This window comes from Chromohalobacter sp. 11-W (assembly GCF_029889905.1).
In the GTDB taxonomy this organism is placed as follows: Bacteria; Pseudomonadota; Gammaproteobacteria; order Pseudomonadales; family Halomonadaceae; genus Chromohalobacter.
Map to the genome: position 1 here is coordinate 26511 of NZ_JARANZ010000010.1, position 25988 is coordinate 52498.

The 25988-nt window shown below is 61.4% G+C and carries 21 protein-coding genes; 6 read left to right on the top strand and 15 right to left on the bottom strand.

All coding sequences use genetic code 11. The annotated features are described in order from the left end of the window. Positions 1–305 precede the first annotated feature (305 nt). The 4 genes from OP494_RS13850 (at position 306) to OP494_RS13865 (ending at position 7077) form a co-directional block, all read left to right on the top strand. Entirely contained in the window at positions 306–2306 is a 2001-nt protein-coding gene (locus OP494_RS13850; protein ID WP_280541598.1) for a diguanylate cyclase, read from the top strand. 43 nt (positions 2307–2349) lie between these two features. Continuing rightward, positions 2350–3594: an FAD-dependent oxidoreductase gene (locus OP494_RS13855; protein ID WP_280541600.1), complete on the top strand. Its 1245-nt coding sequence runs from the start codon at positions 2350–2352 to the stop codon at positions 3592–3594. A gap of 122 nt (positions 3595–3716) precedes the next feature. Further along, the gene (locus OP494_RS13860) at positions 3717–4952 is read left to right on the top strand and encodes an ABC transporter substrate-binding protein (RefSeq protein ID WP_280541602.1); all 1236 of its coding nucleotides are present in this window, start codon (positions 3717–3719) and stop codon (positions 4950–4952) included. A 4-nt stretch (positions 4953–4956) separates the two neighbouring features. Further along, positions 4957–7077 carry a methyl-accepting chemotaxis protein gene (locus OP494_RS13865; protein ID WP_280541604.1) on the top strand — a complete coding sequence of 707 codons (2121 nt, stop codon included), beginning with the start codon at positions 4957–4959 and terminating at the stop codon, positions 7075–7077. Positions 7078–7178: 101 nt separating this feature from the next. Here the strand turns inward: OP494_RS13865 and OP494_RS13870 are convergent, their stop codons facing one another. The 3 genes from OP494_RS13870 to OP494_RS13880 form a co-directional block, all read right to left on the bottom strand. Next, positions 7179–8063, bottom strand: coding sequence for an SMP-30/gluconolactonase/LRE family protein (locus tag OP494_RS13870; RefSeq protein ID WP_280541606.1), 885 nt, complete (start codon positions 8061–8063; stop codon positions 7179–7181). Between the two features lie 91 nt (positions 8064–8154). Beyond that, on the bottom strand, positions 8155–9561 hold the full coding sequence (locus OP494_RS13875; RefSeq protein WP_280541608.1) for a sugar porter family MFS transporter: 1407 nt from the start codon (positions 9559–9561) through the stop codon (positions 8155–8157). A 44-nt stretch (positions 9562–9605) separates the two neighbouring features. Continuing rightward, positions 9606–10343 carry an SDR family oxidoreductase gene (locus OP494_RS13880; RefSeq protein WP_280541610.1) on the bottom strand — a complete coding sequence of 246 codons (738 nt, stop codon included), beginning with the start codon at positions 10341–10343 and terminating at the stop codon, positions 9606–9608. 330 nt (positions 10344–10673) lie between these two features. On the opposite strand from OP494_RS13880, the gene OP494_RS13885 reads away from it, so the two are divergent. Then, positions 10674–11864: an ROK family transcriptional regulator gene (locus OP494_RS13885; RefSeq protein ID WP_280541612.1), complete on the top strand. Its 1191-nt coding sequence runs from the start codon at positions 10674–10676 to the stop codon at positions 11862–11864. Between the two features lie 71 nt (positions 11865–11935). Here OP494_RS13885 and OP494_RS13890 read toward each other — a convergent pair whose 3' ends face one another. From OP494_RS13890 to OP494_RS13925, 8 genes are all read right to left on the bottom strand, one after another. Continuing rightward, positions 11936–13219 carry a TRAP transporter large permease gene (locus OP494_RS13890; protein WP_280541614.1) on the bottom strand — a complete coding sequence of 428 codons (1284 nt, stop codon included), beginning with the start codon at positions 13217–13219 and terminating at the stop codon, positions 11936–11938. 12 nt (positions 13220–13231) lie between these two features. Then, entirely contained in the window at positions 13232–13699 is a 468-nt protein-coding gene (locus OP494_RS13895; RefSeq protein WP_247620104.1) for a TRAP transporter small permease, read from the bottom strand. 95 nt (positions 13700–13794) lie between these two features. Then, entirely contained in the window at positions 13795–14781 is a 987-nt protein-coding gene (locus tag OP494_RS13900) for a C4-dicarboxylate TRAP transporter substrate-binding protein (protein WP_280541618.1), read from the bottom strand. A gap of 38 nt (positions 14782–14819) precedes the next feature. Next, on the bottom strand, positions 14820–15956 hold the full coding sequence (locus OP494_RS13905) for a mannitol dehydrogenase (protein WP_280541620.1): 1137 nt from the start codon (positions 15954–15956) through the stop codon (positions 14820–14822). Continuing rightward, positions 15953–17593: an altronate dehydratase family protein gene (locus OP494_RS13910; protein ID WP_280541621.1), complete on the bottom strand. Its 1641-nt coding sequence runs from the start codon at positions 17591–17593 to the stop codon at positions 15953–15955. The genes OP494_RS13905 and OP494_RS13910 overlap by 4 nt, the downstream gene beginning before the upstream one ends. Beyond that, positions 17590–18639 (bottom strand): zinc-binding alcohol dehydrogenase family protein, encoded by a 1050-nt coding sequence (locus OP494_RS13915; protein WP_280541624.1) that lies wholly within the window; start codon positions 18637–18639, stop codon positions 17590–17592. The genes OP494_RS13910 and OP494_RS13915 overlap by 4 nt, the downstream gene beginning before the upstream one ends. A gap of 218 nt (positions 18640–18857) precedes the next feature. Further along, positions 18858–19700 (bottom strand): fumarylacetoacetate hydrolase family protein, encoded by an 843-nt coding sequence (locus tag OP494_RS13920; protein WP_280541627.1) that lies wholly within the window; start codon positions 19698–19700, stop codon positions 18858–18860. A 40-nt stretch (positions 19701–19740) separates the two neighbouring features. Further along, the gene (locus OP494_RS13925) at positions 19741–20481 is read right to left on the bottom strand and encodes an SDR family oxidoreductase (RefSeq protein WP_280541630.1); all 741 of its coding nucleotides are present in this window, start codon (positions 20479–20481) and stop codon (positions 19741–19743) included. 161 nt (positions 20482–20642) lie between these two features. Here OP494_RS13925 and OP494_RS13930 point away from each other — a divergent pair, with 161 nt between their 5' ends. Continuing rightward, the gene (locus OP494_RS13930) at positions 20643–21398 is read left to right on the top strand and encodes a FadR/GntR family transcriptional regulator (RefSeq protein WP_280541632.1); all 756 of its coding nucleotides are present in this window, start codon (positions 20643–20645) and stop codon (positions 21396–21398) included. Positions 21399–21432: 34 nt separating this feature from the next. Here the strand turns inward: OP494_RS13930 and OP494_RS13935 are convergent, their stop codons facing one another. The 4 genes from OP494_RS13935 to OP494_RS13950 form a co-directional block, all read right to left on the bottom strand. Continuing rightward, entirely contained in the window at positions 21433–22878 is a 1446-nt protein-coding gene (locus OP494_RS13935) for an FAD-binding oxidoreductase (RefSeq protein ID WP_280541634.1), read from the bottom strand. A gap of 35 nt (positions 22879–22913) precedes the next feature. Beyond that, positions 22914–24170 carry a TRAP transporter large permease gene (locus OP494_RS13940; RefSeq protein ID WP_280541636.1) on the bottom strand — a complete coding sequence of 419 codons (1257 nt, stop codon included), beginning with the start codon at positions 24168–24170 and terminating at the stop codon, positions 22914–22916. After that, the gene (locus OP494_RS13945; RefSeq protein WP_280541637.1) at positions 24167–24649 is read right to left on the bottom strand and encodes a TRAP transporter small permease; all 483 of its coding nucleotides are present in this window, start codon (positions 24647–24649) and stop codon (positions 24167–24169) included. Before OP494_RS13945 ends, OP494_RS13940 begins: the two co-directional genes overlap by 4 nt. 101 nt (positions 24650–24750) lie before the next feature. Then, on the bottom strand, positions 24751–25821 hold the full coding sequence (locus OP494_RS13950) for a TRAP transporter substrate-binding protein (protein WP_280541638.1): 1071 nt from the start codon (positions 25819–25821) through the stop codon (positions 24751–24753). Positions 25822–25988: the final 167 nt, after the last annotated feature.

Genomic DNA, 25988 nt, shown 5'->3' on the forward strand with positions numbered 1-25988 from the left:
AGAAGCAGCTCTTGCTGCCAGTCGAGGTTAACTGTCGAGTCTCTACACTCGATTATCTTGGCGGACATCTTACCTTCAACCGTGTCTGCCCCTGACGCCGGTGCCCTTGTGCACCGGCGTTTTTTTATGCCTTGGCGGTTCGAGCGCATGCCTGTCACAACGCTCATGCAATGAGACGAATCGGTGGTGGGGGCTCAATCGGTGGCACGGGGTTTGCTCACTGAAGCCGCTGGGATACGCTTGTCGCCCACCACTAAATAATGACGCGGGGCCGGCGAGGCACAATGCGAATATGGCCGAATCGCATGAGACGACTACTCAAGACATTGCTACCCAAGACATTGCTGGGGCGTTTGATCCTGGGCACCGGAGTGGGCTGGAGTGTGTTGGTCATCGCTATCCTGTGGGTATCGCTGCGCGGTGGCAGCGATTTGGCAGAAGATATCAATCGTTCGCACCTGGAATATGAGGGCGATCTGATCGCGCGTAATATTCAGCACTCCGTCGAGCTGCGACTTGATGCGTTGGAATCTATCGCGACCTCAATGTCCGGGCGCCTACAGCTCAATGGATCATCGCTGCACTACAATGAGCAAATGCGACTGAGCCGTCGCTCGGCTTTGCTGGAGCTGTTCGATTCAGCTTTCGTGACCGATGCGAGCGGCGAGGTCAAAGCCTTTGCGCCAGCGTTGTCAGGCGCCGTGGGCTTGAATGTGGCCGACCGCGAGTATTTTCGCTTCGTTCAGGAGGTGGGGCGTTCCTTCGTGGGCCGCCCGATCATCAGTAAACTCCACGATAGACGTCCGCTGGTGGTGATGGGGGTTCCGCTTACGGATGCACAGGGCCGTTTTGCCGGCATGCTGGGCGGCGTGGTCAATCTGCGCGACGGGCGCTTCTTCCTCGATTTGCGCAGCTTGCGCATCGGCGAGGAGGGATATGCGGTGTTGATGACCAGCGATGGCACGGTGCTCAGCCATCCCGATAGTTCCCTTATCATGCAGCATGTCCCTTCCACACTGGAGAGTCCGGTGCTGGCGCAGGCACTGGATGGCTGGCAGGGCACCGGTACCGGTCGTCTCACCAACGGTGAGCCGGCGTTGATGAGTTACCACCAAGTCTGGGAACCGGGCTGGGTGGTGGGTGTCTTCCTGCCGCAAAGTCAAACGCATCAACCGATTATCGATTACGTGCGTCGCCAATGGTGGGTAGCCGTGGCCGTCGTGCTGTCGATGCTGCCCTTGTTGTGGTGGTTGCTGCATCTGGGTCTCTCACCGCTGCGGCGCTTGGCGCGTCAGATCGCGCAGGTGGGGCGTGGGGATATCGCGCGTATCTCCCTGGATACCTCGCTGGAGGAACTGCGGCGTATCGCTCATACCTTCAATAGCGTGGAGTATGAGCGCAATCGCGAGCGTGCGGAGCGACGCAGTCGCCAGGCCTATCTCGATGCGGTGTTGAGTTCGTCGCCGTTGCCGATGTTCCTGGCCGATATCGAGGGCCGCATCAGCTACGTCAATCCGGCCCTGGAAGCCTTGACGGGGCTTTCGGCGGCGTCGTTCCGGCATCGCGCCTGGTTGCGTCGTCTGCATCCCGAGGATCGCTCGGTGCTGTTTGCGCTGTGGCGCGACGCGGTGGATGGCGGCCACGAGCTGCATCGCCAGTTGCGCTTTGAGTGTGGCGATGGGGGCATGATGTGGCTGGAGCTTTATACCAGTCAGGTCAAGAACGGAGAAAAGCCGCAAGGCGTGGTGGGCTTCATCAAGGATATTACCCATCTGCGCGCGCAGCAGAAGCGCCAGCTCTGGGAAGCCGAGCACGACCCGCTCACCGGGTTACTCAACCGGCGCGGTTTCGAACGACGTCTCGACGAGACCTACCGGCGTTTCCGCGAATATGGCGAAATGGCGTCGTTGATTCTCTTCGACCTGGATAGTTTCAAGCCGATCAACGATGAAGGCGGTCATGCCTTGGGCGATGAAATGCTGCGTGCCATCGCTCGGTGTCTGGAAGGTTGCGTGCGCCGCGACGACCACTTGGCGCGCCTGGGCGGCGATGAGTTCGCCATCCTGCTGCCTGGGTGTGGCAATCCACAGGCCATACGCATCGCCGAACAGGTTCGCCACGCAGTCAGCGAATTGTCGGTGCTGCGCAAGGACAAGCGCTACCGTGTCACCGCGAGCCTGGGCATTTCATGCCTGGGCGCCGACGATAGCGATGCTCAGGCGATGGTGACGCGTGCCGATACCGCGAGTTATGACGCCAAGGCCAAGGGTAAGAACCGCATGATGAACGACGCGCGTTGCGAGTGACGCCGCGCCTTTATACGCAACACGAAAGAGGAACGACGAGACGATGAAGCACGATACTCTGGTGTTGGGCGCGGGCATGGTAGGTGTCGGCGTGGCGTATCATCTTGCGCGGCGTGGTCGCCGGGTGGGGTTGGTGGATCGTCGCGCTCCGGGTCGTGAAACCTCCTACGGTAATGCCGGCATCATCCAGCGTGAAGCGGTGGCGCCGCATGCTTTTCCGCGTGACATGCACACGCTGTGGCGTGTGCTGGGCAATCAGGGCGTAGATATTCGCTACACGCCGCGTGGCGTGATGCAGGCGGGACGTGCCCTGTGGCAGTACTGGCAGAACAGCGCGCCCAATGCCTATGCGCGGATCGTCCCCGAATATGCCTCGCTGATCGAGTTGTCGATCACGACACATGCGGAGATGATCGAGGCATCGGGCGCCGAGGCGTTGATCCGCCGCGACGGATGGATGGAGGTCTTTCGTACACCGGGGGCACTGGAAGCGCGTTTCAGCGAGGTGCGGGCGCTCGGCGAGCGTTTCGGCCTGGCGCATGACACCTTGGATGCGGGTGAATTGCGCGAGCGTGAGCCCGATCTGGATGCTCAGGCCATCGGGGCCGTGCATTGGCGCGACTCCTGGAGCGCGGCCGATCCCGGCGCTTTGGTGGCGGCCTACGCGCGGGCTTTCGAGGCCGAGGGCGGAGAATGCCTGCAAGGCGAGATCCAGGCGATTGCACGCCATGGTGAGGGCTGGCGCGTGACTACGGACACGGGTGCCTTCGAGGCTCGCGATATCGTACTGGCGCTGGGGCCCTGGGCGGATGAGTGGCTGACCACGCTGGGGTATCGCCTGCCGTTGTTCGTGAAGCGTGGCTATCACATGCATTACGCCACGCGTGAAGAGACGACATTGCACCATTGGTTGCTGGATGCCGAGACTGGCTATCTGCTGTCGCCGATGCGAGCGGGCATTCGCCTGACTACGGGGGCGGAGTTGGCGCCGCGCGATGCGCCGCCTGGGTACGCGCAACTCGAAGCCGCGGAAACGGCGGCGCGTGGCTTGTTCCCGCTCGGGCAGCGTCTCGAGTCGCGCCCTTGGAAGGGCGCACGCCCGTGTACACCGGACATGAAGCCCATAATCGGTCCCGCGCCGCGTCACAAGGGCCTTTGGTTCGCCCTCGGTCATGCCCATCAGGGCTTCACGCTGGGGCCGGCGACCGGACAACTCCTCGCCTCGATGATGGAAGGTGAGGTGCCGGCCATTGAGATGGGGCCCTTCAGTGCCGAACGCTTCCTGTAGGATTTTCTCAGGTTTCTCGATTCAACTTTTCTGATCTACTGCCGATAGTGACCGCATAAGTACCGAGGGCGAGCCGATAAGCCCCCACGTTAGCGTGCATCACTATCAAGAGGCAGGGATACATGAAGTTTTATGGCAGGTGGCTGGCGGACCTAGGGTCGCCGGTGCGTGTGGCGTCGTTGGTGAATGTGGCGTCGCTGATGAGCGTCGTGTCGCTCGCGTTGCTGGCGACGCCGTCCATGGCGGAGGTCAAGGTCGGGATGGTCGCGCCCTTCAGCGGGGCGGCGTCATCGCTTGGCAAGGGGATGCGCGAGGGCATCGAGGCGCGCTTCGCCGAGATCAACGCGTCGGGCGGTGTGAATGGCGAGACGCTGACGTTGGTGACACGCGATGACGGTTATGAGCCGTTGCGTTCGGCCAAAGCGACACGCGAGCTTCTGCAAGACGACGATATATTGGCGATGCTGGGCAATGTTGGCACGCCGACCGCCATCGTCAACCTGCCCATTCTGCTTGACCACGAGATGCCGCTGATCGGGGCGTTCACCGGCAGCGGCGTCTTGCGTCAGTCTCCGCCGGATCGCTATGTCTTCAACTATCGCGCGAGTTACGCCCAGGAAACCGCGACGATGATCGAAGGTTTGCTGTTGGCCGGCATTGCCCCCGAGGAGATCGCCTTTTTTACTCAGGCCGATGGTTACGGCGATGCCGGTTATCAGGGCGCGCTGCGCTCGTTGGCCAACCATGGTTATTCCCATCCCGAACGCTTGGCGCATGGGCGCTATACGCGCGGCACGCGCAACGTCCATCGCGGGCTCGCCAATGTCTTGCAAGCGCCCGTCACGCCGCGTGCGGTGATTATCGTGGGCACCTACGGACCGGCGGCGGATTTCATCCGCGAAGCCCGCAAGGATCTGCCCAATGCGTTGTTTCTCAATGTCTCCTTCGTGGGTAGTCAGGCGTTGCTCGATGAACTCGGCGATGCCGCCGAGGGCGTGATCGTGACCCAGGTAGTGCCGCCTTACGAAGCCGAATTGCCGGGCGTGAAGGCGTACCGCAAGGCATTGCAAGCCGAGGATGCCAGCGCTGGCGGCGATTTCGTCTCGTTGGAGGGGTATCTGGCGGCGTCGTTGTTCATCAAAGGGCTCGATGCGGCCGGCGCCGATGCCGACCGCGAGGCGCTCGTCGATGGCCTGGAAGGCTTGGGTGACATCGATCTCGGTATTGGCAAGTCACTGACGTTGGGCCCCAAGGATCATCAAGCGAGTAATTCGGTGTGGGCCACGCGTATTCACGATGGCCAATTCGAGTTGATCGATTGGTTCACCCTGCTCGATGACGCCGCGGCCAAGGAGTAACCCCATGAAAAAGAGTTTGAGCCTACGGGCGATGTTGATCGGGTTGTTCGTGGCCGCGGTGCTCGGCGCGGTGATTCCCGCGGCGGCTGGCTTTTTGTCCAACCAGCGGTTGATCGAGGCGCAGCATCTATTTACCGACGAGATATTGCCGCAACAGGCGGCCAGTCGCGACATGAGCGATGCGTTGACGCGTTATCGTCAACGCCAGTCGGATCTACTGGCCGCCGACAGCGAGGCTGATTTCGATGGGGTCGTCGAGCAGGCCGAGGCCGATGAAGCCTTCACGGCGGGGCGTGAACGCCTCGCCGCATTGATCGGCGACGATAACCAGGCATTGTTCGAGACATTGGATAGCGATTACGCCGACTTGCGCCAGGCCGATACCGCGCTGGAAGAGGTGCGCCGCGAAGATGTGGCGCTGACCACCTCGATGCGCGCGCGCATCGCCGAGATGCAGGAAAAGATCGCCGAAGTATTGACCGATGCCGAATCGATGGCGGGACGTGCGACCCTCGAGGACGTACGTCAGCAACGCGCTCTGATTCGGCGTATCCAATCGATGCAAGAAGACGGGCTGTCGATGGTGCCGATGTCGATGCTCGATACGCTGACGGAGCAACGTGCCAACATCGCCGGGCTCAGCGGCGATGTGCAGATGCTGGTCGCCCAATTGGCCGATCAGGGACGTCAATTGATGCAGGTCGATAGCCACGATGCGTTGGTCGATCTGCGCTATAACCAGATCGCTCAGCAGATTTCGCGGATTCATCAGGCGTTGGCGAGTATCGAGAGCGCGGTGGGGGCAACCTCTGCACAGCAGCAAAGTGCCGGTCAGTTGGAAGACGTGGTGACCGAACTGAATGAATTGATGCTCACGGGCGATAATTCCGTTTATGCATTGCGCGATCGCCAGCTCGGCTTGCGCGAGCGCTCTCGCGAGGCCCTGGCTGGTGTTTCCCAGGCGATGGACGGCATGGGCGAGAGCTTGGAGCGCGTCGAAGCCTATGCGACCGAGCGCGCCGATGAGGCCGCCGAACAAGCCGCCGCGACAGCACAGGCCGGGCGCGTATTGCAGCTTGTCGTGTTGCTGATCGTGATCGTGATCCTGGCGGCGGTGGGCTGGCGTGTGATGACACGTGTGCTCAAGCCTATCGGTGAGATGCGTCGCCAGATGGAAAGCATCAGCGGGGCGGCGGGACAAACCGGTGACTTGTCGATGCGTTTGAAGGTGCGCCACGGCGATGAAATCGGGCATACCGCGCAGGCCTTCAATCAGATGATGGTGACCTTCGAGCGCCTGATTGCGCGGATTCGCGACGGGGCCGAATCGGTAGCGTCCAGCAGCCGTCAGATCGCCTCGGGCAATCAGGATCTGGCGCAACGCACCGACGAGCAGTCCTCATCGCTGGCCGAGACGGCGGCGAGCCTCGAGGAAATCACCGCGACCGTGAAGCAAACCGCCGACTATGCTCACCAGGCGCGCGACATGAGCCATGGGGTCGGCCAGCGTGCCCGTGAGGCGGGCGACGTGGGAGACCGCACGCATAGCGCGATGCAGGAGATTCGTGAGTCCAGTGCCAAGATTTCCACGATCGTCGAGGCGATCGACTCCATTGCTTTCCAGACCAATCTGCTGGCCTTGAACGCCTCGGTGGAAGCGGCCCGCGCCGGTGAGAACGGCCGTGGTTTCGCCGTCGTCGCCGACGAGGTGCGTCGTCTTGCCAGTCGCAGTGCCGATGAGGCCGAGCAGATTCGCCACCTGGTCAAGGACAGCGTGGCCAAGGTGGGTGAGGGTGCCAACCTGGTCGAAGAGACGGGAGGGCATTTGCGCGAAATCGTCGATAGCGTCGACAAGGTGTCGGAGTTCGTCTCCGAAATCGCCGAGGCCACGCAAGAGCAGTCGACGGGGATCGACCAGATCAATCAGGCGATTGCCCAGCTCGACCAGGTGACCCAGCAGAATGCCTCGCTGGTGCAGGAAGCCTCCTCGGCCAGCCTGTCGCTGGATGAACGGGCCAACGACATGCATGTGCTGGTGGGACGCTTCAAGGTCAGCAATGCGGCCTACGCGGAAGACGCCGACACGGACGACAGCGCCTCGCCCAAGGCGTTACCCGCAACGTGACCGGATCTTGCCAGCCCCGTCCGGGCTGGCATGAAAAACGCCTTCACCGCTCTAGGCAGTGAAGGCGTTTTTTGTGATGCCGCAGGACGCCGACGGGTTGTTTAAGCGCCGAAGGTGCCGGCCAGCATGCCTTGTGCTTGAGTGTCGATGGCGAATAGCGCACCGGCATCGGGTTGCGCCGCGAGGGCTGCGTCGTCGAGCCCCTTGCGTGCGGTGGTGATATACAGGGTGGAAAGGTCTGGGCCGCCGAAGGTGCAACTGGTGATGTTGGCGACGGGCATGGGGATTTCTTCGCGCAGTTGGCCCTGACTATCGAATATGCTGATACGCCATCCGCCGAATTGGCAGACCCAGAGATTACCCTCGCGGTCGGTGGTCATGCCGTCGGGGCAGCCCTGATCCTCGGGGATGCGGATGAAAGGCTCGCGATCCGAGAGGTTGCCATGTTCATCCACGGCGAACCGATAGATGAGGCGTTCTAGCGTGTCGGTGTGATAGAGCCAATCACCCTGAGGCGAGAGTACCGGGCCGTTGGTGACGATATACCCGCTATCCTGGCGTTGGCAGTCGCCGTCGGGGCGCACGCGATAGAGCGAGCCGCTGGTGTGGCCCTCGGCGTCGTCCATGGTGCCGCACCAGAGATTGCCGCTGGTATCGACGACGGCATCGTTGAAGCGGTTGCCGGGAAGCTCGGGCTCGGGTGTCAGCCACTTTTCGAGCGTACCGTCAGGCAGCTGCAGGCGGGCGATAGCGTGTCGCAGTGTGACGATGAATCCACCTTTGGCGTGACGATGCACGCTGGTGATTTCCTCGTCGAACGACCACTGGCGAACGTTACCGCTGGCTAGACACTGTAGTTGGTGGCCTTTGATATCCACCCAGTAAAGCGCTTGTTCCGTATCGTCCCATAGCGGCCCTTCGCCGAGGATGTTGTGGGCCGGATGGACGACGCGCGGTGTTGCCTGTGGGGCTATGAGTGTGGGCATCGTGACTCCTTAGGCAGTTTGGCGCTAAAAACACAAAACCGGTGTCGGAGTTTCCTCCGACACCGGAATGATGGCAACTATGCGATGGCAATTATGCGTAAGCCATGTCTTCGAGTTCACGACCCTTCGTTTCGCGGACGAACTTGATGACGAAGAAGATCGAGATGACCGCGCAGATGGCGTAGAAGCTATAAGCGCCGGTCAGGCCGATGGAGGCGAGCATGATCGGGAAGGTCATGGTGATGGCGAAGTTGCTGACCCATTGGAACAGACCCGCAATGGCAAGCCCCGAGCCACGTACCTGGTTGGGGAACATCTCGCCGAGCATGACCCACATGACCGGCCCCCAGGAGCTATTGAAGAAGAACACATAAGCGTTGGCGGCGATCAGTGCGAGCACGCCATTGCCTGGAGAGAGATTCAGGCTACCGTCGACCATCTCGGCGGTGGAGAAGGCATAGACGAGAATGGACAGCGTGATAGCCATGCCGACGGAGCCGCCCCACAGCAGAGGCTTACGCCCAATGCGGTCGATCAAGGCGATGGCGCCGAAGCAGGCCGCGATACTCACCGCGCCACTGATGACGTTGATCAGCAAGGCATCGCCTTCGGAGAAGCCCACGGCTTGCCAGAGAACGGCACCGTAGTAGAAGACGACGTTGATCCCCACCAACTGCTGGAACACGGCCAGACCGATCCCGACCCAGACCAAGTTGATTACCTTGCCGGTCTTGGGATTGATCAAGTCGCTAAAGCGTGGCTTGCGCTGCTCGGAGAGCGAGTCGCGGATTTGAGCCAGGCGCTCTTTGGCGTCGCTTTCATTGTAGATCATGTGCAGCACGCGTTCGGCACGATCGTCGCGACGCGCGCTGACCAGATAGCGCGGGCTTTCCGGAATGAACAACAGCGCCACCAGGAAGATCGTCGCGGGGATCAGTTCCATCCAGAACATCCAGCGCCAAGCGGTAAAGCCGAACCACAATTCGGAGGTGGAGCCCCCGGCGACGTTGGCCAGCAAGTAGTTATTCAAAAACGAGAAGAAAAGCCCCGAGATGATGGCGACTTGCTGGATGGTAGCGAGGCGTCCACGCAAGTGTGCGGGAGCGATTTCGCTGATGTAGGCCGGTGCCATGACACTCGCGGCACCCACGGCCAAGCCACCCAGGATGCGATAGATGACGAATTCCAGTGAGCCACCGGCGACACCCGAGCCCCAGGCGCTGACGATGAAGAAGACGGCGGCGACGAGCAGCAGGGTGCGTCGACCGTACTTATCGGCCAGGCTGCCGGCAAAGAACGCGCCCACTGCACAACCCAGCAGCATGGAGGCGACATTGAAACCGGTGCCGACGCTGTCGGAATTGAACGAGGATTGCAGGCCATCGACGGTGCCGTTGATGACCCCGCTGTCGAAGCCGAACAGGAAGCCGCCGATGGCGGCGACACAGCATGTTAAAAAGACAATCAGGGAACGTTGCGAATCGCTATATGTTGGCATGATGTGCTCCGTTGTTGTTGGTGGCGGCTGCTAGTGGCTAGGGTTTACAGCCAGCCGGCATCGACCCAGTAGTTGTGAGCGGTGCAGGCAGCGGCGTCATCCGACGCCAGGAACAGCGCCATCGCGGCCACGTGATGAGGGTGAATGCGTACCTTGAGCTTTTGCTCGGCGACGATTTGTTCCTCGTCATCGGGGCTATACCAGCGTGATTGGCGTGGTGTCTTGACGTTGCCGGGGATGATGCAGTTGACACGAATGCCGTCGCTGCCCAGATCGCTCGCCAGGGCTCGAGTCAGACCTTCGATACCGGCCTTGGCGGTTTCGTAGAGCAGCATGTCGGACTGCCCCAGGTGCCAACTGATCGACCCCAGGTTAATGATCGCCCCCTGGCCTTGACGACGCATGGCGGGAGCCACCTCACGAGCGGCGAGCACCAGGTGGCGCAGGTTGACGTTCATGCGGTCTTCCCAGTACTCGGGCGTGATGTCCTCGAGCTTGTGGCGGTCGTCGTTGGCGGCGTTGTTGATCAGCACGTCGACGTGACCGATGTCGCTCAGCGTGTCGCGGAGTTGGTCGGGCTGGGTAAGGTCGCAGTAGTGGAAATGCGGCGCACCACTGCATTTCTCGACCAGTTCGTTCGCGAGCGCCTCAGCGACATCCAGGAAATGGACGTTCGCGCCCTGATTCACGAAGGCTTCGACCAAGCCGGCGCCGATGCCGGAACCGCCACCGGTGATGACGACCGTCTTGTCCTTGAGGCTGGGATAAATTGCGGAACTCATGCAGGACCTCTATCGCATTGGGAGCGAGCTGTCGTTAGGCGATCTTTCATTCTTTAGTTAATAGATTTAACTAAGTGGATGATCGTTCAGAGAGGCGGTGATTTCCATGCGACGATAGTCATACGCTTTACTGATAGAAGGCCATGGGCATTACACGAACAGCAGGCCTCCAAGACAGGGGCGACAGCGTATCGGCTGTGATAGAGACTGATACTTTTAGGCAAACGTTGGCGATGCATTGTCAATTTCGTCGAGTCACCGCGGCGAGGGGCAATAATTTGTTATATTGCGGAACCCGATCCGCATTTCAGCGAGGCACCTTGTATTGCCATGGTTAGTACCTTTGCCCCTCAAGCCGCCGGTGATCTCAATTTTCTCAAGAAGCTCAATCGCAGCTCGATTCTAGGTACCGTGCGCCGCTATCCCGGTGCGACACGTGCCGATATCGCGGCGCGTACGCAGCTGACCAAGGCCACCGTGGGGGGCGTGGTGCAAGCGCTTCTGGAGCGCGGCTGGCTACGGGAAGGCGAGTTGCAGCCACGTGGCGGAGGACGTCCGGGGCGGGCCCTGTATTTGGACGACGCCCATCATGTGCTTTTGGGGGCGGATATCGGCGTGAGGGGATTACGTGTCGTGGCGTGCACGCTGGGCGGCGAGGTGCTTCTGCAGCGTTATGTCACCGAGGCTCCCACGACACCCGAGGAAACGGCAACGCGCTTGGCCGAGATGTTGCGCGTCCTGCGCGGCGACCCCGTCATCGCCGATCGGCACTGCTTGGGCTTGGGTGTGACGGTGCCGGGGCCGGTCGCCCCGGATCAGCCCATCCTGCGGCTCGCGCCCAATCTAGGGTGGATCGATGTCGCTTTCCTTGAGGTGCTTCGCCCGCACCTGCCCGACCTCGACGGTGCCTGGCTACTGGATAACGAAGCCAACGCCGCGGCCTTCGGCGAGTTTTACTTCCACGACGGCATTCCTCCGGAGTCCATCGTCTACATCAGCGCCGGGAGCGGTATCGGTAGCGGCCTTGTCACCGGCGACAATTACCCTCTGGTGCCACGTGGCATACAAGGACTGGTGGGCGAGATCGGTCACACCATCGTGCAGCCGGGGGGGCTTTATTGCCACTGTGGCAATCGCGGCTGTGCCGAAACCCTGGTCAGTGGTTGGGCGATTCGCGCTGCGTTGGGCATCGCCGATACCGAGAACCTGGAAGCGGCGATAGCGGCGCGGGGCGACGATGCCGACGTCAATGCTGTCCTGCGGCGTGCCGGTGAAGCGCTGGGTACCCTGATGCTCAATCTGCATCACACGCTCAATCCGGCCATGTTGGTACTCGGCGGATCGCTAATGCATCTGGGCGAGCGCCTGATCGAGCCGGCGCTGGCCTATTTCGAAGCCCACCAGAATGACTTGCTGCGAGGGACGCAGCGCGTCCCTATCAAGGTGATTCACGACAGCACCTTCACCGCCGCGCGGGGTGCCGCCGCCCAGGTCATGGCCAAGGCGGCGCTTGAGGCGTAAGGCTGGCTGTCGCTGCGTTCAGAAAAGTGCCCGTGTTCAGACAGTGCCCGTGTTAAGAAAAGTGCCTGTGCTCAGAAAATCAAGTTGGGCAGCGTCATGGAGACGGCAGGCACGAAGGTCACCATCAGCAGTATGCCGACCAGTAGCAGCCAATAAGGCATGATGGCACGGATGAAGTCGGGCACCCTGACGCCGGTGATACTGCAGGTGGTAAACATGACCGTGCCGAGGGGCGGCGTGATCGTACCGATGGACGCATTGAGGATGAAGATGATCCCGAAATGCACCGGGTCGATGCCGAACTGGGCCGCCACGGGTGCCAGCAAGGGCGATAGCACGATGAGAATGGCGTTGCCTTCCAGAAACATACCCAGCACCAGCAGGATGACATTGGCGAGAAGCAAGAACGCTACCACGCTGCCCACCTGGGATGAGAGCAGCATGGCGATATCCTGTGGGATGTGCTCCCAGGTCAGAAAGCGCGCGAATCCCGACGCCACGGCGATGATGAACAAGACGTTGACCGATGCGAACAGCGATTCCCGCGTGGCCACCGCGACGCTGCCGACGTTCATTTCCTTGTAGACGAACATGCCCACGATCAAGGCATACAGCACGGCCATGGCGCCGGCTTCGGTCGGTGTGAAAACGCCGACACGAATGCCGCCAATGACCACCACAGGCAGCAGCAGGGCAATGATGCCGGCGCGCGTCACACTGACCCATTCACGCCGTGAGACCCGCTCCTTGTGTGGCGGTTGATAACCCAGTCGGCGGCACTGACGCGATACCAGCACCATCATGCAGACGGCCATCAGGACACCGGGCACCACGCCGGCCAGGAACAAACGACCGATCGAGACGTTGTTGACGTAGCCGTAGACGATCAGCGCGATCCCCGGCGGAATGGTCGAGGTCACCAATGAGGAGGCGGCGGTAACGGCGGTGGAAAACGGCTTGGGGTAGCCGCTTGCCGTCATGCTGGGCACCAGCAGCTTGGCGTTCATGGCGGCATCGGCGATGTTGGAGCCGGAGAGCCCTCCCATGAAGGTGCTCAGCAGCACGTTGGCCTGGGCCAGTCCGCCATGCAGGCGCCGGGTCATGAGTTCGGCCAGTTTCAGCAGGCGGTCGGTGATGCCGGAGTAGTTCATGAACACCCCCGCCATGATGAAGAACGGGATCGCCAGCAGCGAGATGGACTCCAGCCCCCCGGCCAGGCGCTGGATGAGCAGCATGGTGGGCTGATCGGCGCCGAACAGGAAATACAAGAACGTCGACAGGAACAGTGCGAAGGCGACGGGCGTGCCCAGCACGAAAAGAAGCAACAGCGCAGCGAGTGCTATGCCTACGGCCATGGGAAGTATCCTTTAAGTATCGCGAGCCAGGCGGACGAGGCAGTGGTAGGCCATGATGACGGCACTGACCGGAATGGCGACGTGGATCCACATGTACGGGATCTGCAGCATGGGCGTGCTGCGGAAATTGGAATAGGGCAACAGTTGCAGCCCCCAGTAGCCGAGCACGATGGCGGCGATCAGCACCATGCCGACGTTGAAGAGACGGTCGTTCCAGCGGGCGAGCGACGCCGGCAGGTTTTCCGACAGCATGCCGATGAGTACGTGTTCGTTGCGCCGCACTAGGGCGCTGGCGCCGAGAAAGGTGGCCCATACCATGAGTAGCTGCAGGACCTCCTCGGTCCAGGCCAGCGGGGTGTTGAAGATATAACGCATGAAGATGTTGCTGATGGCGACGAGAAAGATCGCGAAGAGCGCCGCGCTGGCCAACACTTCATCGAGTCGCATGATGCGGTCGATCCAATGGAATACGCGTTTCATTTGAGACTCCTCGGTCACGGCAATTCACGGTGTTGCCGTCCGTGATACGCGTGCCGGCGCCACGGAGTTATGTGGCGCCGGCGGTCGTTCAACGCTTATCCGTTGATGATCTGGCGAACCTGTTCGTACAGGCCATCGCTCCACTGCGGGAAGGCAGCGGGAATCTGCTCTGCGGCGCGTTCGCGGAACGGCTGCGTATCCACTTCGTGGACCTCGACGCCGGCATCCTTGAGCTTCTGCAGGGCGACGTCGCTCTGCTTCTCGACCAGTTCACGCAGGTGCGCGGCCATGTCTTGCCCGGTCTCGGTCAGGATCTGCCGGTTTTCTTCGCTGAGCTGGTCCCAGAACGCCTTGCCGGTGACGAACGGTGCCACGGTGTTCATGTGGCCGGTCAGGTTGAGGTGCTTGACGACTTCGTGGAACTTGCCGCCGAACAAGACCGGTGTGGGATTTTCGACCCCGTCGACCATGCCCTGGGCCAGTGCCGGATACACGTCGCCCAGCGACATGGGCGTGGGCGTGGCGCCCATCGAGCGCATGGCCTCGACGTACATCGGCGAGTTCTGCACGCGGATCTTCACGCCATCGAGTTCTTCGGGCGTGGTGGCGGGCTCGCGAGAGAGCAGGTGGCGCGTGCCGTACACGGTGTTGGGGATGACGATGTGATAACCGGCATCCTCGACCTTCTGGCTTTGCTCGGCGAACCACTCGGAGTCGAAGACCTTGAGCTTGTCGTCGAAGTTATCGGCGAGGTAGGGCGCGTCGAGCACCGACAGGTCGGGCACCGAGCTCATGAAATTACTGTAGGCGGTGATCGTGATGATCGGTGAGCCGAAGCGCGCCTGCTCCATGACGTCGGTCTCGGAGCCGAGTTGGCTGGCGGGGAAGGCGCTGAGCGTGAGTTCGCCGTCGCTGGCTTCCTCGACGTTTTCCGCCCATTCCTTGACGGCGACATCGACCGGTTCGCCCGGCTGGTTACCGTAGGCGACGCGGATCTCGGTGGCAGCCTGGGCGAGATTCAAGCCGCCGAGGCCGGCGATGGAGAGGCTGGTGGCGATGAGTGTGAGCTTCTTGAAACGCATTGTCGTGCTCCTTGATTGTTGTCGGTCGTGCGGTCGGGTTACCGGGAGTGCGTCGTGGATTGTGCGCTCGATATGGCGTCATCGAGCCGCGGCGTGGCGATGCCTCGTCGGCGCGCCGATTCGACCACGGGTTGCAGACGTCGCTGGCACTTCATGGCGTGGTGCTGGGCGATGTCCTGCAGGGCGTGATCGAGATAAGGGTTGGCGAAACGCTCGAGCGTCGCGTCGCGATAGGCCTCGAGAGAGGGCCGTTCGAGGTGTTCCGCCAAGGTGGGCAGCACTTCGTCGTCGAGTACCTGGCGCAGCTCCGCGGCCCATGCCGGATCGTTCATGGCCTCCCGCACGAAGCGGATGCGCGATTGCGGCGCACGCTGCCAGCGGTGGACGAGATAGGTGTGCGCCAGATTGAGAATATGCAGCTTGCGCATCTCATAGGGGGCCAGGGACGTCACGCGCTGCACATCGGAATGCTGGCAGGGCAGTTCGAGCCCGGGCTGATCCTCGATGGCCCAGAGCGCGTACGGCTCGGCGACGGCGCCGACTGGCTCCAACGCCGCCGAAACGATGCGATCGACGAGGGTGTTGGCCCATAGACAGCGGGTCGTCAGCCAGGTATCGAAGTCGGCATCGGCGTAGTCGCGCTGCGCCAGTTCCCGGACCAGGGCCAGGAGCTGCTCGCCGTTGCGGCTGACCAGCTCGCATGGCAGCACGGTGAGGCCATCACGTCCCGCGTTGTAGCGCGCGTAAAGTAGCTTGGTGAGCTTGGCCGGGAAGCTTTGCGGCACCTCTTCCAGCGCACTGTCATCGTCGATTCGATAACCGCTGTCGCCGGTATTGGAGATCACGAAGCGTGCATGCTCGACGAAGTGCCGCTCAAGTTCGGGCCACTGCTCGTCGGCGATCAGACAGCCGGCGACGCTGGTGACGGTCTCGCGGGTATCGATGTCGCGCCCGTTGCGACGACCGCGAATCGCCAGTGGATAATGCCGGTGCGCATCCAGATCGCGGGCTTTTTGCTTGCCGGCCTCGCGCGGGGAGGTCTGTACGACGAGGATTCTGTCGCGCGTGTGCCCGGCTTCTCGCGAGGCATGCACGAACGCTGCGACATGCCCCAGCAAGAAGCGGCTGGTGCCGAATTGCACGATACCGGCGTCGGCGAGCGATGGCGCTGTCACAGGGAGACTCCACGTTTCCAGGGGATGAAATCGAGCTGCGAGAGGCGCATGGCCTTGGTGCGATAGCGCCCCGAGGCGGTATCGATGCACAGGTGCAGGAGTTCATCGGCGAGCTCGGCGATTTCCGCCTCGCCGCGGATGATGGGCCCGGCGTCGAAGTCGATGACATCGTGCATGCGCTGCGCCAGCTCGCTGTTGCTGGCGAGCTTCAAGACCGGCGTGATGGGGTTGCCGGTGGGCGTGCCGAGGCCGGTGGTGAACATCACCAGGTTGGCGCCGGAGCCGACCAGGGCCGTGGTGGATTCGACATCGTTGCCCGGCGAGCAGAGCAGGTTGAGGCCCTTGCGTACCTGGGGCTCGGTGTAATCCAGTACGTCGACGATGGGGCTGTCGCCGCCTTTCTTGGCCGCGCCGGCAGACTTCATGGCGTCGGTGATCAGGCCGTCTCGGATGTTGCCGGGCGAAGGGTTCATCGAGAAGTGCGCGCCCACCGAGGCAGCGTGCCGCTGGTAGGCCTCCATGAGCTGTTGAAAGCGCGAGGCCGTGGCGTCGTCGCGGCAGCGCGCCAGCAATTCATGCTCGACACCGCATAGCTCGGGGAACTCGCTCAGGATGCCGCTACCGCCCAAGGTCGCCAGGCGGTCGATGACGGCGCCCACCAAGGGATTGGCCGAGAGGCCGGAGAAGCCGTCCGAGCCGCCGCATTCGACGCCGATGGTGAGCTCTGAAAGTGGGGCGGGACGCCGTTCGACGGCATTGGCGACCTTGAGACCGTCGAAGATGCTGCCCAGCGCCTGACGGATCAGTTCGGGCTCTGTGTTGGTGGCCTGCTGCTCGAAGTAGTGAACGGGACGCAGACCCTTGGGGTCGCGCTTGGCCACCGCCTCCTTGAGCATCTCGATCTGGGCCTTCTGGCATCCTAGGCTGAGGACCGTGGCGCCAGCCACGTTGGGGTGACAGATGTAACCGGCCAGTAGCTGGCACAGCGACTGGGCGTCGTCGTCGGTGCCGCCGCAGCCCAGCGTGTGGGTCAGAAAGCGCACGCCGTCGACGTTCGGGAACAGAGACGCGTCGGGCGTCGGGGCTGGGGCCGCCTGCGCATCGCCGTGGAGCATGCGGCGGGCCATGTGCTTGTAATCCCGGTAGGGGTCGTCGCCGATGGCGTCCTCGACGCACTGGCGCAGTACCTCGATGTTGCGGTTCTCGCAGAAGACCAGGGGGATGACCAACCAATGGTTGGCGGTGCCCACGCGGTCGTCGGGGCGGTGATAACCATCGAAGGTTTGCCCGGTGAAGGCACTGACGTCCGGGGCATCCCAATGTTCGCGATGGCCTTGAGGCTTGGCATTGGCGGTGGAATGCTCGACGTTGGACGTGGTGATGGCGGCGCCCGCGGCGATGGGCTGGACGACACGTCCCACGGTTACGCCATACATCACGATGAGTTCATCGGGTTGCATGGCGTGCAATGTGAACTTGTGCTTGTGCTGTACGGCTTCGGAGAGCCGCAGTCGATGGCCATTGTCGTCGATCTCCATGCCTTCGGAGAGATCGCGCAGTGCCACGCGCACATTGTCGTGGGCATGGACACGCAGACTGGGCTGCTGAAGCTGGTCGGAGGCGATGGTCTGGGTCATGCCGAGCGACCTCCTTCAGCGGGGGCGTCATCGAACGTCACCATTGCCTTGATGACACCGGTTGTCGGGTCGCACCACTGCGGCATCAGCGAGGGCAGGTCGGCATAATGGCCGCGATGGGTGATCATTGCCGTCGACTGCATGCGGCCTTCTTCCATCAGGCGGGCCACCGTTTCGAAGTCTTCCCGCGTGGCATTGCGACTACCCAGCAGGCTGAGCTCCCGCTTGTGGAAGTCGGGGTCGTTGAAGGTGATGTCGGCCTTGACCACGCTCACCAGCACATAGCGCCCACCATGGCCTGCAAAGTCGAAGCCGCGATTCATAGCGGCAGGGTTGCCCGTGGCGTCGAACACGACATCGGCCAGGGCGCCGTCATTGTGGCGCTCGATGGCAGCTTCCACGTCGTCATCCAGCGCATGCAGCACGCCATCCACGCCTAACGTGTCGCGACAGAAGGCCAAGCGATCGCGGTTGGTATCCACCACCAGCACCCGGGCTCCACGGCTCTGGGCGATTTGCACGATACCGATGCCGATCGGCCCGGCGCCGACCACGACGGCCAGCTCGTCGGCTTCGATGCCGCTGCGGCGCACGGCGTGCGCGCCGATGGAAAGACACTCCACCAGCGCCAGCTGTTCGGCATCGAGGGTGCTCGAGGTGACTAGGTGATCCACGGGCACGCTGAGAAACTCCGCCATGCCGCCATCGCGATGCACGCCGATGACCTGCATGTGCTGGCAGCAGTTGGTTTGTCCCTTCCGGCAAGCGCGACATTCGCCGCAATGTAGATAAGGAATGACGTAAGCGCTGTGGCCGACGAGCGCTTCATCGACGCCTTCCCCGACGCCGACGATGTCACCGGAAAGTTCGTGGCCCAACACGCGGGGATAGGTGAAATAGGGCTGGTTGCCGCCGTAGGCGTGAATGTCGGTGCCGCAAATACCCACGCGACGAATCTTGAGCATGGCCTCGCCCGGAGCGCATTGCGGATCGGGCACGTCGCGCAATTCCATGTCTTGAGGCTGTGTGCAGACGATCGTGTGCATAGAGCTTCCTTCGTGCATCGCTAGGCAAGATGGTCAGGCCAGTTGCCTAGCGGTATTTTGATCCAGAGGTCAGGCCAATTGGCTAACAAGATGCCCAAGCGATGGACCTGACTTCAAGCGTTTTAGTAGTAACGAGGCCTAGACATAGGTCGTGGTCGCCTTTGGTCTAACGCCACTCTATGAAGGTCGAGGCCGCCGCACGGCGGCCTCTGGCACGATCAAGCTTGCTTGGTACGTTGGCACTGTTCGCCGAGCCCTTCGATGCCCAGGCGCATGGTCTGACCGGACTTGAGGAAGACCTGAGGTTTCTGGCCGGCGCCCACGCCGGGGGGCGTGCCGGTGGAAATGACATCGCCGGGCTGCAGGCTCATGAAGCGGCTCAGATACGCCACCAGATAGGGGATCTGATAGACCATGGTGCGGCTGTTGCCGTCCTGGTAGCGCTTGCCGTCGACGTCCAGCCACATGTCGAGCGCCTGGGGATCGGCGACCTCGTCGCGGGTGACCAGCCACGGGCCGAGCGGGCCGAAGGTGTCGCAGCCCTTGCCCTTGTCCCAACTGCCGCTGCGCTCGAGCTGGAATTCCCGCTCGGAGACATCGTTGATTACGCAGTATCCGGCGACATGATCCATGGCGTCGGCCTCGTCGATATAGCGACCAGGCTTGCCGATGATGACGCCCAGCTCGACTTCCCAATCCGTCTTGTGCGAGTCGCGGGGAATTTCCACGTCATCGTTGGGGCCGCAGATGGCACTGGTCCATTTGTTGAAGACCACCGGTTCCGGCGGCACCTCGGCGCCGGTTTCGGCGGCGTGGTCCGAGTAGTTGAGGCCGATGCAGATGAATTTGCCGACCTGCCCTACACAGGGCCCCAGACGAGTGCCTTCGGGTACCTCCGGCAGGCTTTGGGGATCGGCTTGGGCGATCTGGGCCAGGGCGGTGTCGGAAAGCGACTCGCCGGCGACATCCTTGATGAGCGACGAAAGATCGCGAATTTTGCCGTTGTCATCCAGCAGGCCGGGCTTTTCCTGGCCCTGGGGGCCGAAACGTAGCAGTTTCATGACGTGTCCTCGTGTGGGTCGATGGTATGTATGTCGGGTGTCAGTTGGCCCAGCCGCCGTCGATCAACTGCGCGGTGCCGGTGATGAACGCTGCTTCGTCCGAGGCCAGAAAAGTCGCCAGTGCGGCGATTTCTTCCGGTCTTCCGAGTCGTCCCATGGGCTGGCGGTCGATGAATTCCTGAAAAACCGCCGCTTTATCGCGCCCTTGTTGCTGGGCCTGGGCCTCAATGCGCTGATGCAGCGAGGGCGACTCGACGGTGCCGGGGCAGATGGCATTGCAGCGGATGCCTTGCGTCATGTAGTCGGCTGCGACCGACTTGGTCAAGCCGATGACGGCGGCCTTGGTGGTGCCGTAGGCAAAGCGGTTGGGGATGCCTTTGATGCTGGAGGCCAGCGAGGCCATGTTGACGATACTGCCGCCGCCTCGATTGAGCATGCCAGGAAGAAAGGCCTGAATCATATGGAACATGGCGGTTACGTTGAGGCCGAAGCTTCGCTCCCAGCTTGTGTCGTCGCATTCCAGGATCGAGCCGCCCGGCACCGTGCCGGCACAGTTGAATAGAATATCGAGCTCGCCTAGTTCATTGGCCAGCGTGTCGATTTCAGCGCGTTGGGTGACATCCAGCCGATAGACGTTGGCTCCCTCGAGGTCGGCGAGCAGGCGGGTATCGATATCGGTGGCGATGACGTTGGCGCCTTCCGCAAGGAAGCGCTCCACCGTGGCGCGACCGATGCCTTGGCCAGCGGCGGTAACCAGTGCCGTCTTGTTTTGAAGTCTCATGGTGTGGCGAATCCCTGCTGAACGTGGGAACATGACGCGGCCAGCCATTCGAAGATCCAGAGGCCTGACCAATGATTGGGCCATCATCTACTGGGCTAGGTCTCGGCGGCAAGTCAATTGCCATCAACTTTAGTCGCAACGCGGTACGGAGAGACGATGCGATGCCGATTCAAACCATTCGCTCACAACGCTTGTACCGGCAGATCGCCGATCAGTTACAGCAACTGATTCGCGATGGTGAGTTCCCCCCGGGGTCACTATTACCGCCCGAGCGGGACCTGGCACAGCAATTAGGTGTCAGCCGCGCGTCGGTGCGTGAGGCGCTGATCGCCCTGGAAGTCGTGGGCATCGTCGAGGTGCGCGTGGGGCATGGGGTATTGGTAAAGGAAGTCGATGCCATGCCGCCGGGTTCGGTGATGCAAGCCGCAGCACGCAAGGAGCCATGGGCACTCGACCCTGAGTTCGCCAGTGAGATCGAGCTCAACCTCGACGAGGAAATACCCCCGTTTTCCCTCTTGCAGGCGCGGCGTTACCTGGAGCCCGAGAATGCGGCGTTGGCGGCGATGAACGCCAGTGACGAGGACCTGACGGCGATTCGCGCGGCGTTGACGCGCAATATCTACGATAACAATCACGGTGGTGGCAATCTGGCGGGGGACCGGCTGTTGCACATCCGCATCGCCGAAGCCTCGGGCAACGCCGCCTATGCGCTGTTGATCAAGCACCTGTTGGGTCACCAGTACGGGGTCATGTTCCGGCGCCTGCAGGAGTTGTTCATGGAGACCGGCATGCCGCAGCGCTCACAGGAAGACCACGAGCGCCTGGTGGCGGCGATCGAGGCGCGCGACCCCGCAGCGGCGAGGCAGGCCATGGAAGTCCACCTCGATCATGTGCTGCGGGTGTTTTTCGCGGAGTAGCTGTCATGTTCCCTAGATATCGGGACACCTAAGATCAACGCGGCAGGATGCGGCCGGCGGTCATCAGGCCCTCTGGGTCGAAGAGGTGTTTGAGACCTTTCAAGAGCGTGTATTCGGTCTCTCCCAGGTCTTCGAGGAAAGGCACTTGCTTGACGCGCCCGATGCCGTGTTCGGCGCTGATGCTGCCATGGTGCGCATCGACGATATCGAACAAGACTTCTTCCAGCTCATGCAATAGCGCCTTTTTGGCCTCGAGGTCGAGGTTCGCGGGCGGCAGAAGGTTGAAATGCAGGTTACCGTCGCCGATGTGGCCGTAGGCGATGACCTGTGTCTCCGGCGAGCGCTGGGCCATGGCCTGATTGGCGGCGTCACAGAACGCCGTCAACGACGAAATGGGCAACGAGATATCGGTGCGCAGGTGTTCGCCGCGCATTTGCTGGCCTTCCAGCATGCTCTCACGAATCTGCCATAGCTGCGCTGCCTGCGTCTCGCTGCTGGCGAGTACGCCATCCAGCACATTTTCCTGCTCCGAACCCGTCTCGAAGAGATGTTCGATCATCGTGTCGAGATCCGCCGGGCCGCTGGCCGAGACTTCCATCAAGACATAGACCGGATGCGCTTCGTCGAGTGGGTCGGGGAGGTCCGGCGCCGCTTCGAATGCCAACTCCATGCACACGCGAGGAATCAACTCGAACGCCGAGAGTAGATCGCAACAGCTACGGCGTGCCTGGGCGTAAAGCGCCAATGCCGACGCGATATCGGGCACGGCGATCAGCGCGGTGCGGCTGGTCTGCGGCCGAGGTGCGAGCTTGAGTACGGCGCCGGTGACGATGCCCAGCGTGCCTTCGGCACCGATGAACAACTGCTTGAGGTCGTAACCGCGGTTGTCCTTGTGCAGGGCATGCATGCCGTTCCACAGGCGGCCGTCGGGCAGCACGACCTCGAGCCCCAGCACCAGCTGGCGCATCATGCCGTAGCGCAACACATTGAGCCCGCCGGCGTTGGTGGAGACGTTGCCGCCTATCTGACAGCTCCCTTGGGCGCCCAAGGCGAGCGGGAAGTAGCAATCCGCCTCTTCGGCGGCATCCTTGACGTTTTGCAGGATGCAGCCACTATCCACGCTCATGCTGAAATTGATGGGGTCGAGATGACGAATTCGGTTCAGCCGCTCGAGGCTGATCATGAGTTCGCCGCGCTCGGGATCGGGTTGCGCGCCGCCGACGAGGCCTGAATGCCCCCCTTGAGCCACCATGGGAATCTGGTGGCGATGACAGAACGCGACGATGTCGGCGACCTGTTCCGGGGTGGAGGGACGGGCGATCATCCAGGGATCGCCGCCTTTGTCGCCGGCCCAGTCGGTGGTATAGCGAGCAAACTCCGCGGGGTCGTCGATGACCCCGCTGCTACCCAGCAAGTCGCTGAGAAAGCGATGCAGTTCTGCCGTGTCGATGGGCATAGTGAGGTCTTGCTCCACTGTCATATCACTTGTACCAGAACGCTATTTATACCAGAGCACTACTTATACCAAAGCACCAGGCCGGGGAAGGCCAGGAACGCGATAAGCAGCGCGATCAGCGTGAAGTAGTAGGGCAGCAGGCTCTTGACCAGTTCTTCGAGCTTGACCTTGCCGACTCCGCAGCCGACATAGAGCACGGTGCCCACTGGCGGTGTGATCAGGCCGATCCCGAGTACGAACGACATCAGGACGCCGAAGTAGACCGGGTCGATGCCGAGCTTGACGACCACGGGCGTCATCAGCGGCGCCAGAATGACCATGGCCGGTGTGAGGTCCATGAAGAAGCCCACGACCAACAGGAACAGCGTCAGAATACCCAGAATGAAGTACTTGTTCTGGGATAGCTCCGAGAGCATGACGACGATCTGCTGTGGGATCAGGTTGGCGGTCAAAAGCCACGCCAGGACGCTGGCAAACGCCAGTAACAGCAAGACCACTCCGGTCAAGCGGCCGGTGGAAACGCACAAGCCAAAGAAGCTCTTCAAGGTGAGGCTGCGATACACGAACATCGAGACCACCACGGCATACAGCAGGGCGATTGCGGCGCTTTCGGTGGGCGTGAAGACGCCGCTCAAGATCCCGCCGACGATGATGATCGGCAGCAGCAACGCGAGTACCGAATCCTTGAGGGCGGCGAGCAGTTCCTGGAAATCGAACGGCTGTGCGGAGCCGGTCTTCTTGGACTGGAAATACGTCGCCATGGCGAGGCCCAAGGTGATCAGAATCCCCGGTACGATACCGGCCATGAACAGCTGCGAAATCGAGGTGCCGGTCACGACCCCGAAGAGAATCATCGGGATAGACGGTGGAATGATGATGCCGACCACCGAAGCGGCGACGACGATGGCGGTGGCACGCGGCCCCGAATAGCCGTGTTGCTTCATCGGGTTGATCATCATGCTGCCCACCGCAGAGGCGTCCGCCACGGCGGAGCCGCTGATACCGCCGAAGAACATCGAAGTCAGCACGGTCACTTGGCCCAGACCGCCGGCGACGAAGCCGACCATGGCGCTGGCCAGACGTACCAGACGCTTGGCGATACCGCCTGAACTCATGACCTCGCCGACGAGAATGAACAAAGGAATAGCCAGCAAGGGGAACGAGTTAAGCCCGTTGACGGCTTCCGATACCAGCGAGGAGAGGCCGTAGTCGGCGAAGTGAAAGATGAACAGGCAGATCGCGGCCAGGCCAAACGAGATCGGCATGCCGATCACAATGCAGGCGAACAGCCCTAAGAGAATGCTCCATAGGATCATGCCGCACCTCGCTTGAAGACTTTGTAGAGAAAAATGGTGTTACCGATGGTGGTGAGTACGGCCATGATCACCATCGCGCTATACAGGACGGTCTTGGAGATGCCCAGGAAGGGGGTCGTCCCCACATAGCCTGAAATAATGTTGTTGAAGCCGAGAAAGATACTGATGCACACGGCATAGATGATCGCCGCTGCAAGCAAGGCGAAGATCTTCTGCAGTATGGGAGGTGCCTTGTCCTTGAATAAGGTCACGGCGACGTGTTCGTTGGTTAGACTGGCGATGCCCGCGCCGAGTAGCACCATCCAGATGAAGAACAAGCGTGAAATTTCCGCTGCCCAGGCAAAGGAGTAGCTGAATATGAAGCGCCCGAAGACGTTCATCGAGACGGTAACGACCACGCCAATGACGAGGAGCCCGATGATGACGTCCAATCCGCTTATCAGCTTGTTCAAGTAGGCGTTACCCGAACGTGACTTCATGAAGCCTCCAAGGAGGGGGTGCTTATCGTGTTGATGCCAAAAGCAGGGAAGGGCGTGGCCGACCTTCCCTGCGTACGTGTGTTACTGAGGATAGATGATGCTTATTCTTGCTCTTGTGCCTGCTGCACCTGCTCGCGGATATCGTCGATCAGCTCGCCGCCGATCTGGTCGCGCCAATCCTTATAGACCGGCTCCAGTGTGTCCTGGAAGACCTTGACCTGCTCGGGGCTCAGCTCGGTGATCTGCATGCCTGAATCTTTCAGGTCCTGCTTGATCTGATCGTTCAGCGTACGGCTAACTTCACGCTGATAGTCGCCCATCTTGGTGGCTGCGTCGCGCACCAGCGCTTGATAATCTTCCGGCAGACGGTCCCAGAAGCGAGCGGAGACCAGGGTGATGAACGGCGTATAGACGTGGTTGGTTTCAGTGGCGTAGTCCTGCACTTCGTTGAACTTGGACGACTCGATGGTGATCCAGGGGTTTTCCTGGCCATCGACGACACCTTGCTCAAGCGCCGTGAACAGTTCCGCGAAGGACATCGGCGTGGGGTTGGCGCCCAGTGTCCGCCAGATATCCAGGTGAAGATCGTTTTCCATGGTGCGGATCTTCAGGCCATCGAGATCTTCCGGCTTTTCGACGGGATGCTGACTGTTGGTCAACTGGCGATAGCCATTCTCGCCCCAGCCGATAGCAACCAGGCCCTGAGAGGACGCGTCTTCGAGCATTTGCTGGCCGATCTCGCCATCGAGTACGGCATCCGCCATTTCCGGCTGGGGGAACAGGAACGGCAGGTCGAATACGGCGAACTGCGGGAACATGTTCACTAGCGGCGAGGTGGATGGCATGGTCATTTCCAGCGTGCCCGCCTGCAGTGCGCTGGTGGCTTCGCGGTCATCGCCTAGCTGGGCACCGGGGAAGAGATCCACTTGGATATGCCCATCACTGCGTTGTTCGACGATCTTCTCGAAATACTGAAGGCCGCGATATTGCGCGCCGGATTCCGTGGTACCGATGCTGAATTTGATCTTGAAGTCGCCATCGGCTTGAACCTTGTCGCCTGTGACGTCGGGCAGTGCGGGCATTTCGGTCGCCGCGGAGGCACTGAGTGCGGTCAAGCCAAGAAAGGCGCCGCCGACGACCGAAACAAAGCGTGTCGTTGTGGTTGTTGTCATCTTGTCCTCCTGGAACTGATGATTAGTGCTGGCATGTGTGTCACGAATGACACCGGTATCATCGCGACCTGCACCAGAAACCCTTGCCTACTGATGGGTCACGCGATGTCCTTGGCAGAGAGTGTGTCTGCTCTTGAGCATCTTAATGTTGAACATACACCTAGATG

Bases quoted from the DNA above. Each gene is read 5' to 3' on its own strand.
- OP494_RS13850 (WP_280541598.1), top strand. From the start codon at position 306: ATGAGACGACTACTCAAGACATTGCTACCCAAGACATTGCTGGGGCGT.
- OP494_RS13855 (WP_280541600.1), top strand. From the start codon at position 2,350: ATGAAGCACGATACTCTGGTGTTGGGCGCGGGCATGGTAGGTGTCGGC.
- OP494_RS13860 (WP_280541602.1), top strand. From the start codon at position 3,717: ATGAAGTTTTATGGCAGGTGGCTGGCGGACCTAGGGTCGCCGGTGCGT.
- OP494_RS13865 (WP_280541604.1), top strand. From the start codon at position 4,957: ATGAAAAAGAGTTTGAGCCTACGGGCGATGTTGATCGGGTTGTTCGTG.
- OP494_RS13870 (WP_280541606.1), bottom strand. From the start codon at position 8,063: ATGCCCACACTCATAGCCCCACAGGCAACACCGCGCGTCGTCCATCCG.
- OP494_RS13875 (WP_280541608.1), bottom strand. From the start codon at position 9,561: ATGCCAACATATAGCGATTCGCAACGTTCCCTGATTGTCTTTTTAACA.
- OP494_RS13880 (WP_280541610.1), bottom strand. From the start codon at position 10,343: ATGAGTTCCGCAATTTATCCCAGCCTCAAGGACAAGACGGTCGTCATC.
- OP494_RS13885 (WP_280541612.1), top strand. From the start codon at position 10,674: ATGGTTAGTACCTTTGCCCCTCAAGCCGCCGGTGATCTCAATTTTCTC.
- OP494_RS13890 (WP_280541614.1), bottom strand. From the start codon at position 13,219: ATGGCCGTAGGCATAGCACTCGCTGCGCTGTTGCTTCTTTTCGTGCTG.
- OP494_RS13895 (WP_247620104.1), bottom strand. From the start codon at position 13,699: ATGAAACGCGTATTCCATTGGATCGACCGCATCATGCGACTCGATGAA.
- OP494_RS13900 (WP_280541618.1), bottom strand. From the start codon at position 14,781: ATGCGTTTCAAGAAGCTCACACTCATCGCCACCAGCCTCTCCATCGCC.
- OP494_RS13910 (WP_280541621.1), bottom strand. From the start codon at position 17,593: ATGACCCAGACCATCGCCTCCGACCAGCTTCAGCAGCCCAGTCTGCGT.
- OP494_RS13915 (WP_280541624.1), bottom strand. From the start codon at position 18,639: ATGCACACGATCGTCTGCACACAGCCTCAAGACATGGAATTGCGCGAC.
- OP494_RS13920 (WP_280541627.1), bottom strand. From the start codon at position 19,700: ATGAAACTGCTACGTTTCGGCCCCCAGGGCCAGGAAAAGCCCGGCCTG.
- OP494_RS13925 (WP_280541630.1), bottom strand. From the start codon at position 20,481: ATGAGACTTCAAAACAAGACGGCACTGGTTACCGCCGCTGGCCAAGGC.
- OP494_RS13930 (WP_280541632.1), top strand. From the start codon at position 20,643: ATGCCGATTCAAACCATTCGCTCACAACGCTTGTACCGGCAGATCGCC.
- OP494_RS13935 (WP_280541634.1), bottom strand. From the start codon at position 22,878: ATGACAGTGGAGCAAGACCTCACTATGCCCATCGACACGGCAGAACTG.
- OP494_RS13940 (WP_280541636.1), bottom strand. From the start codon at position 24,170: ATGATCCTATGGAGCATTCTCTTAGGGCTGTTCGCCTGCATTGTGATC.
- OP494_RS13945 (WP_280541637.1), bottom strand. From the start codon at position 24,649: ATGAAGTCACGTTCGGGTAACGCCTACTTGAACAAGCTGATAAGCGGA.
- OP494_RS13950 (WP_280541638.1), bottom strand. From the start codon at position 25,821: ATGACAACAACCACAACGACACGCTTTGTTTCGGTCGTCGGCGGCGCC.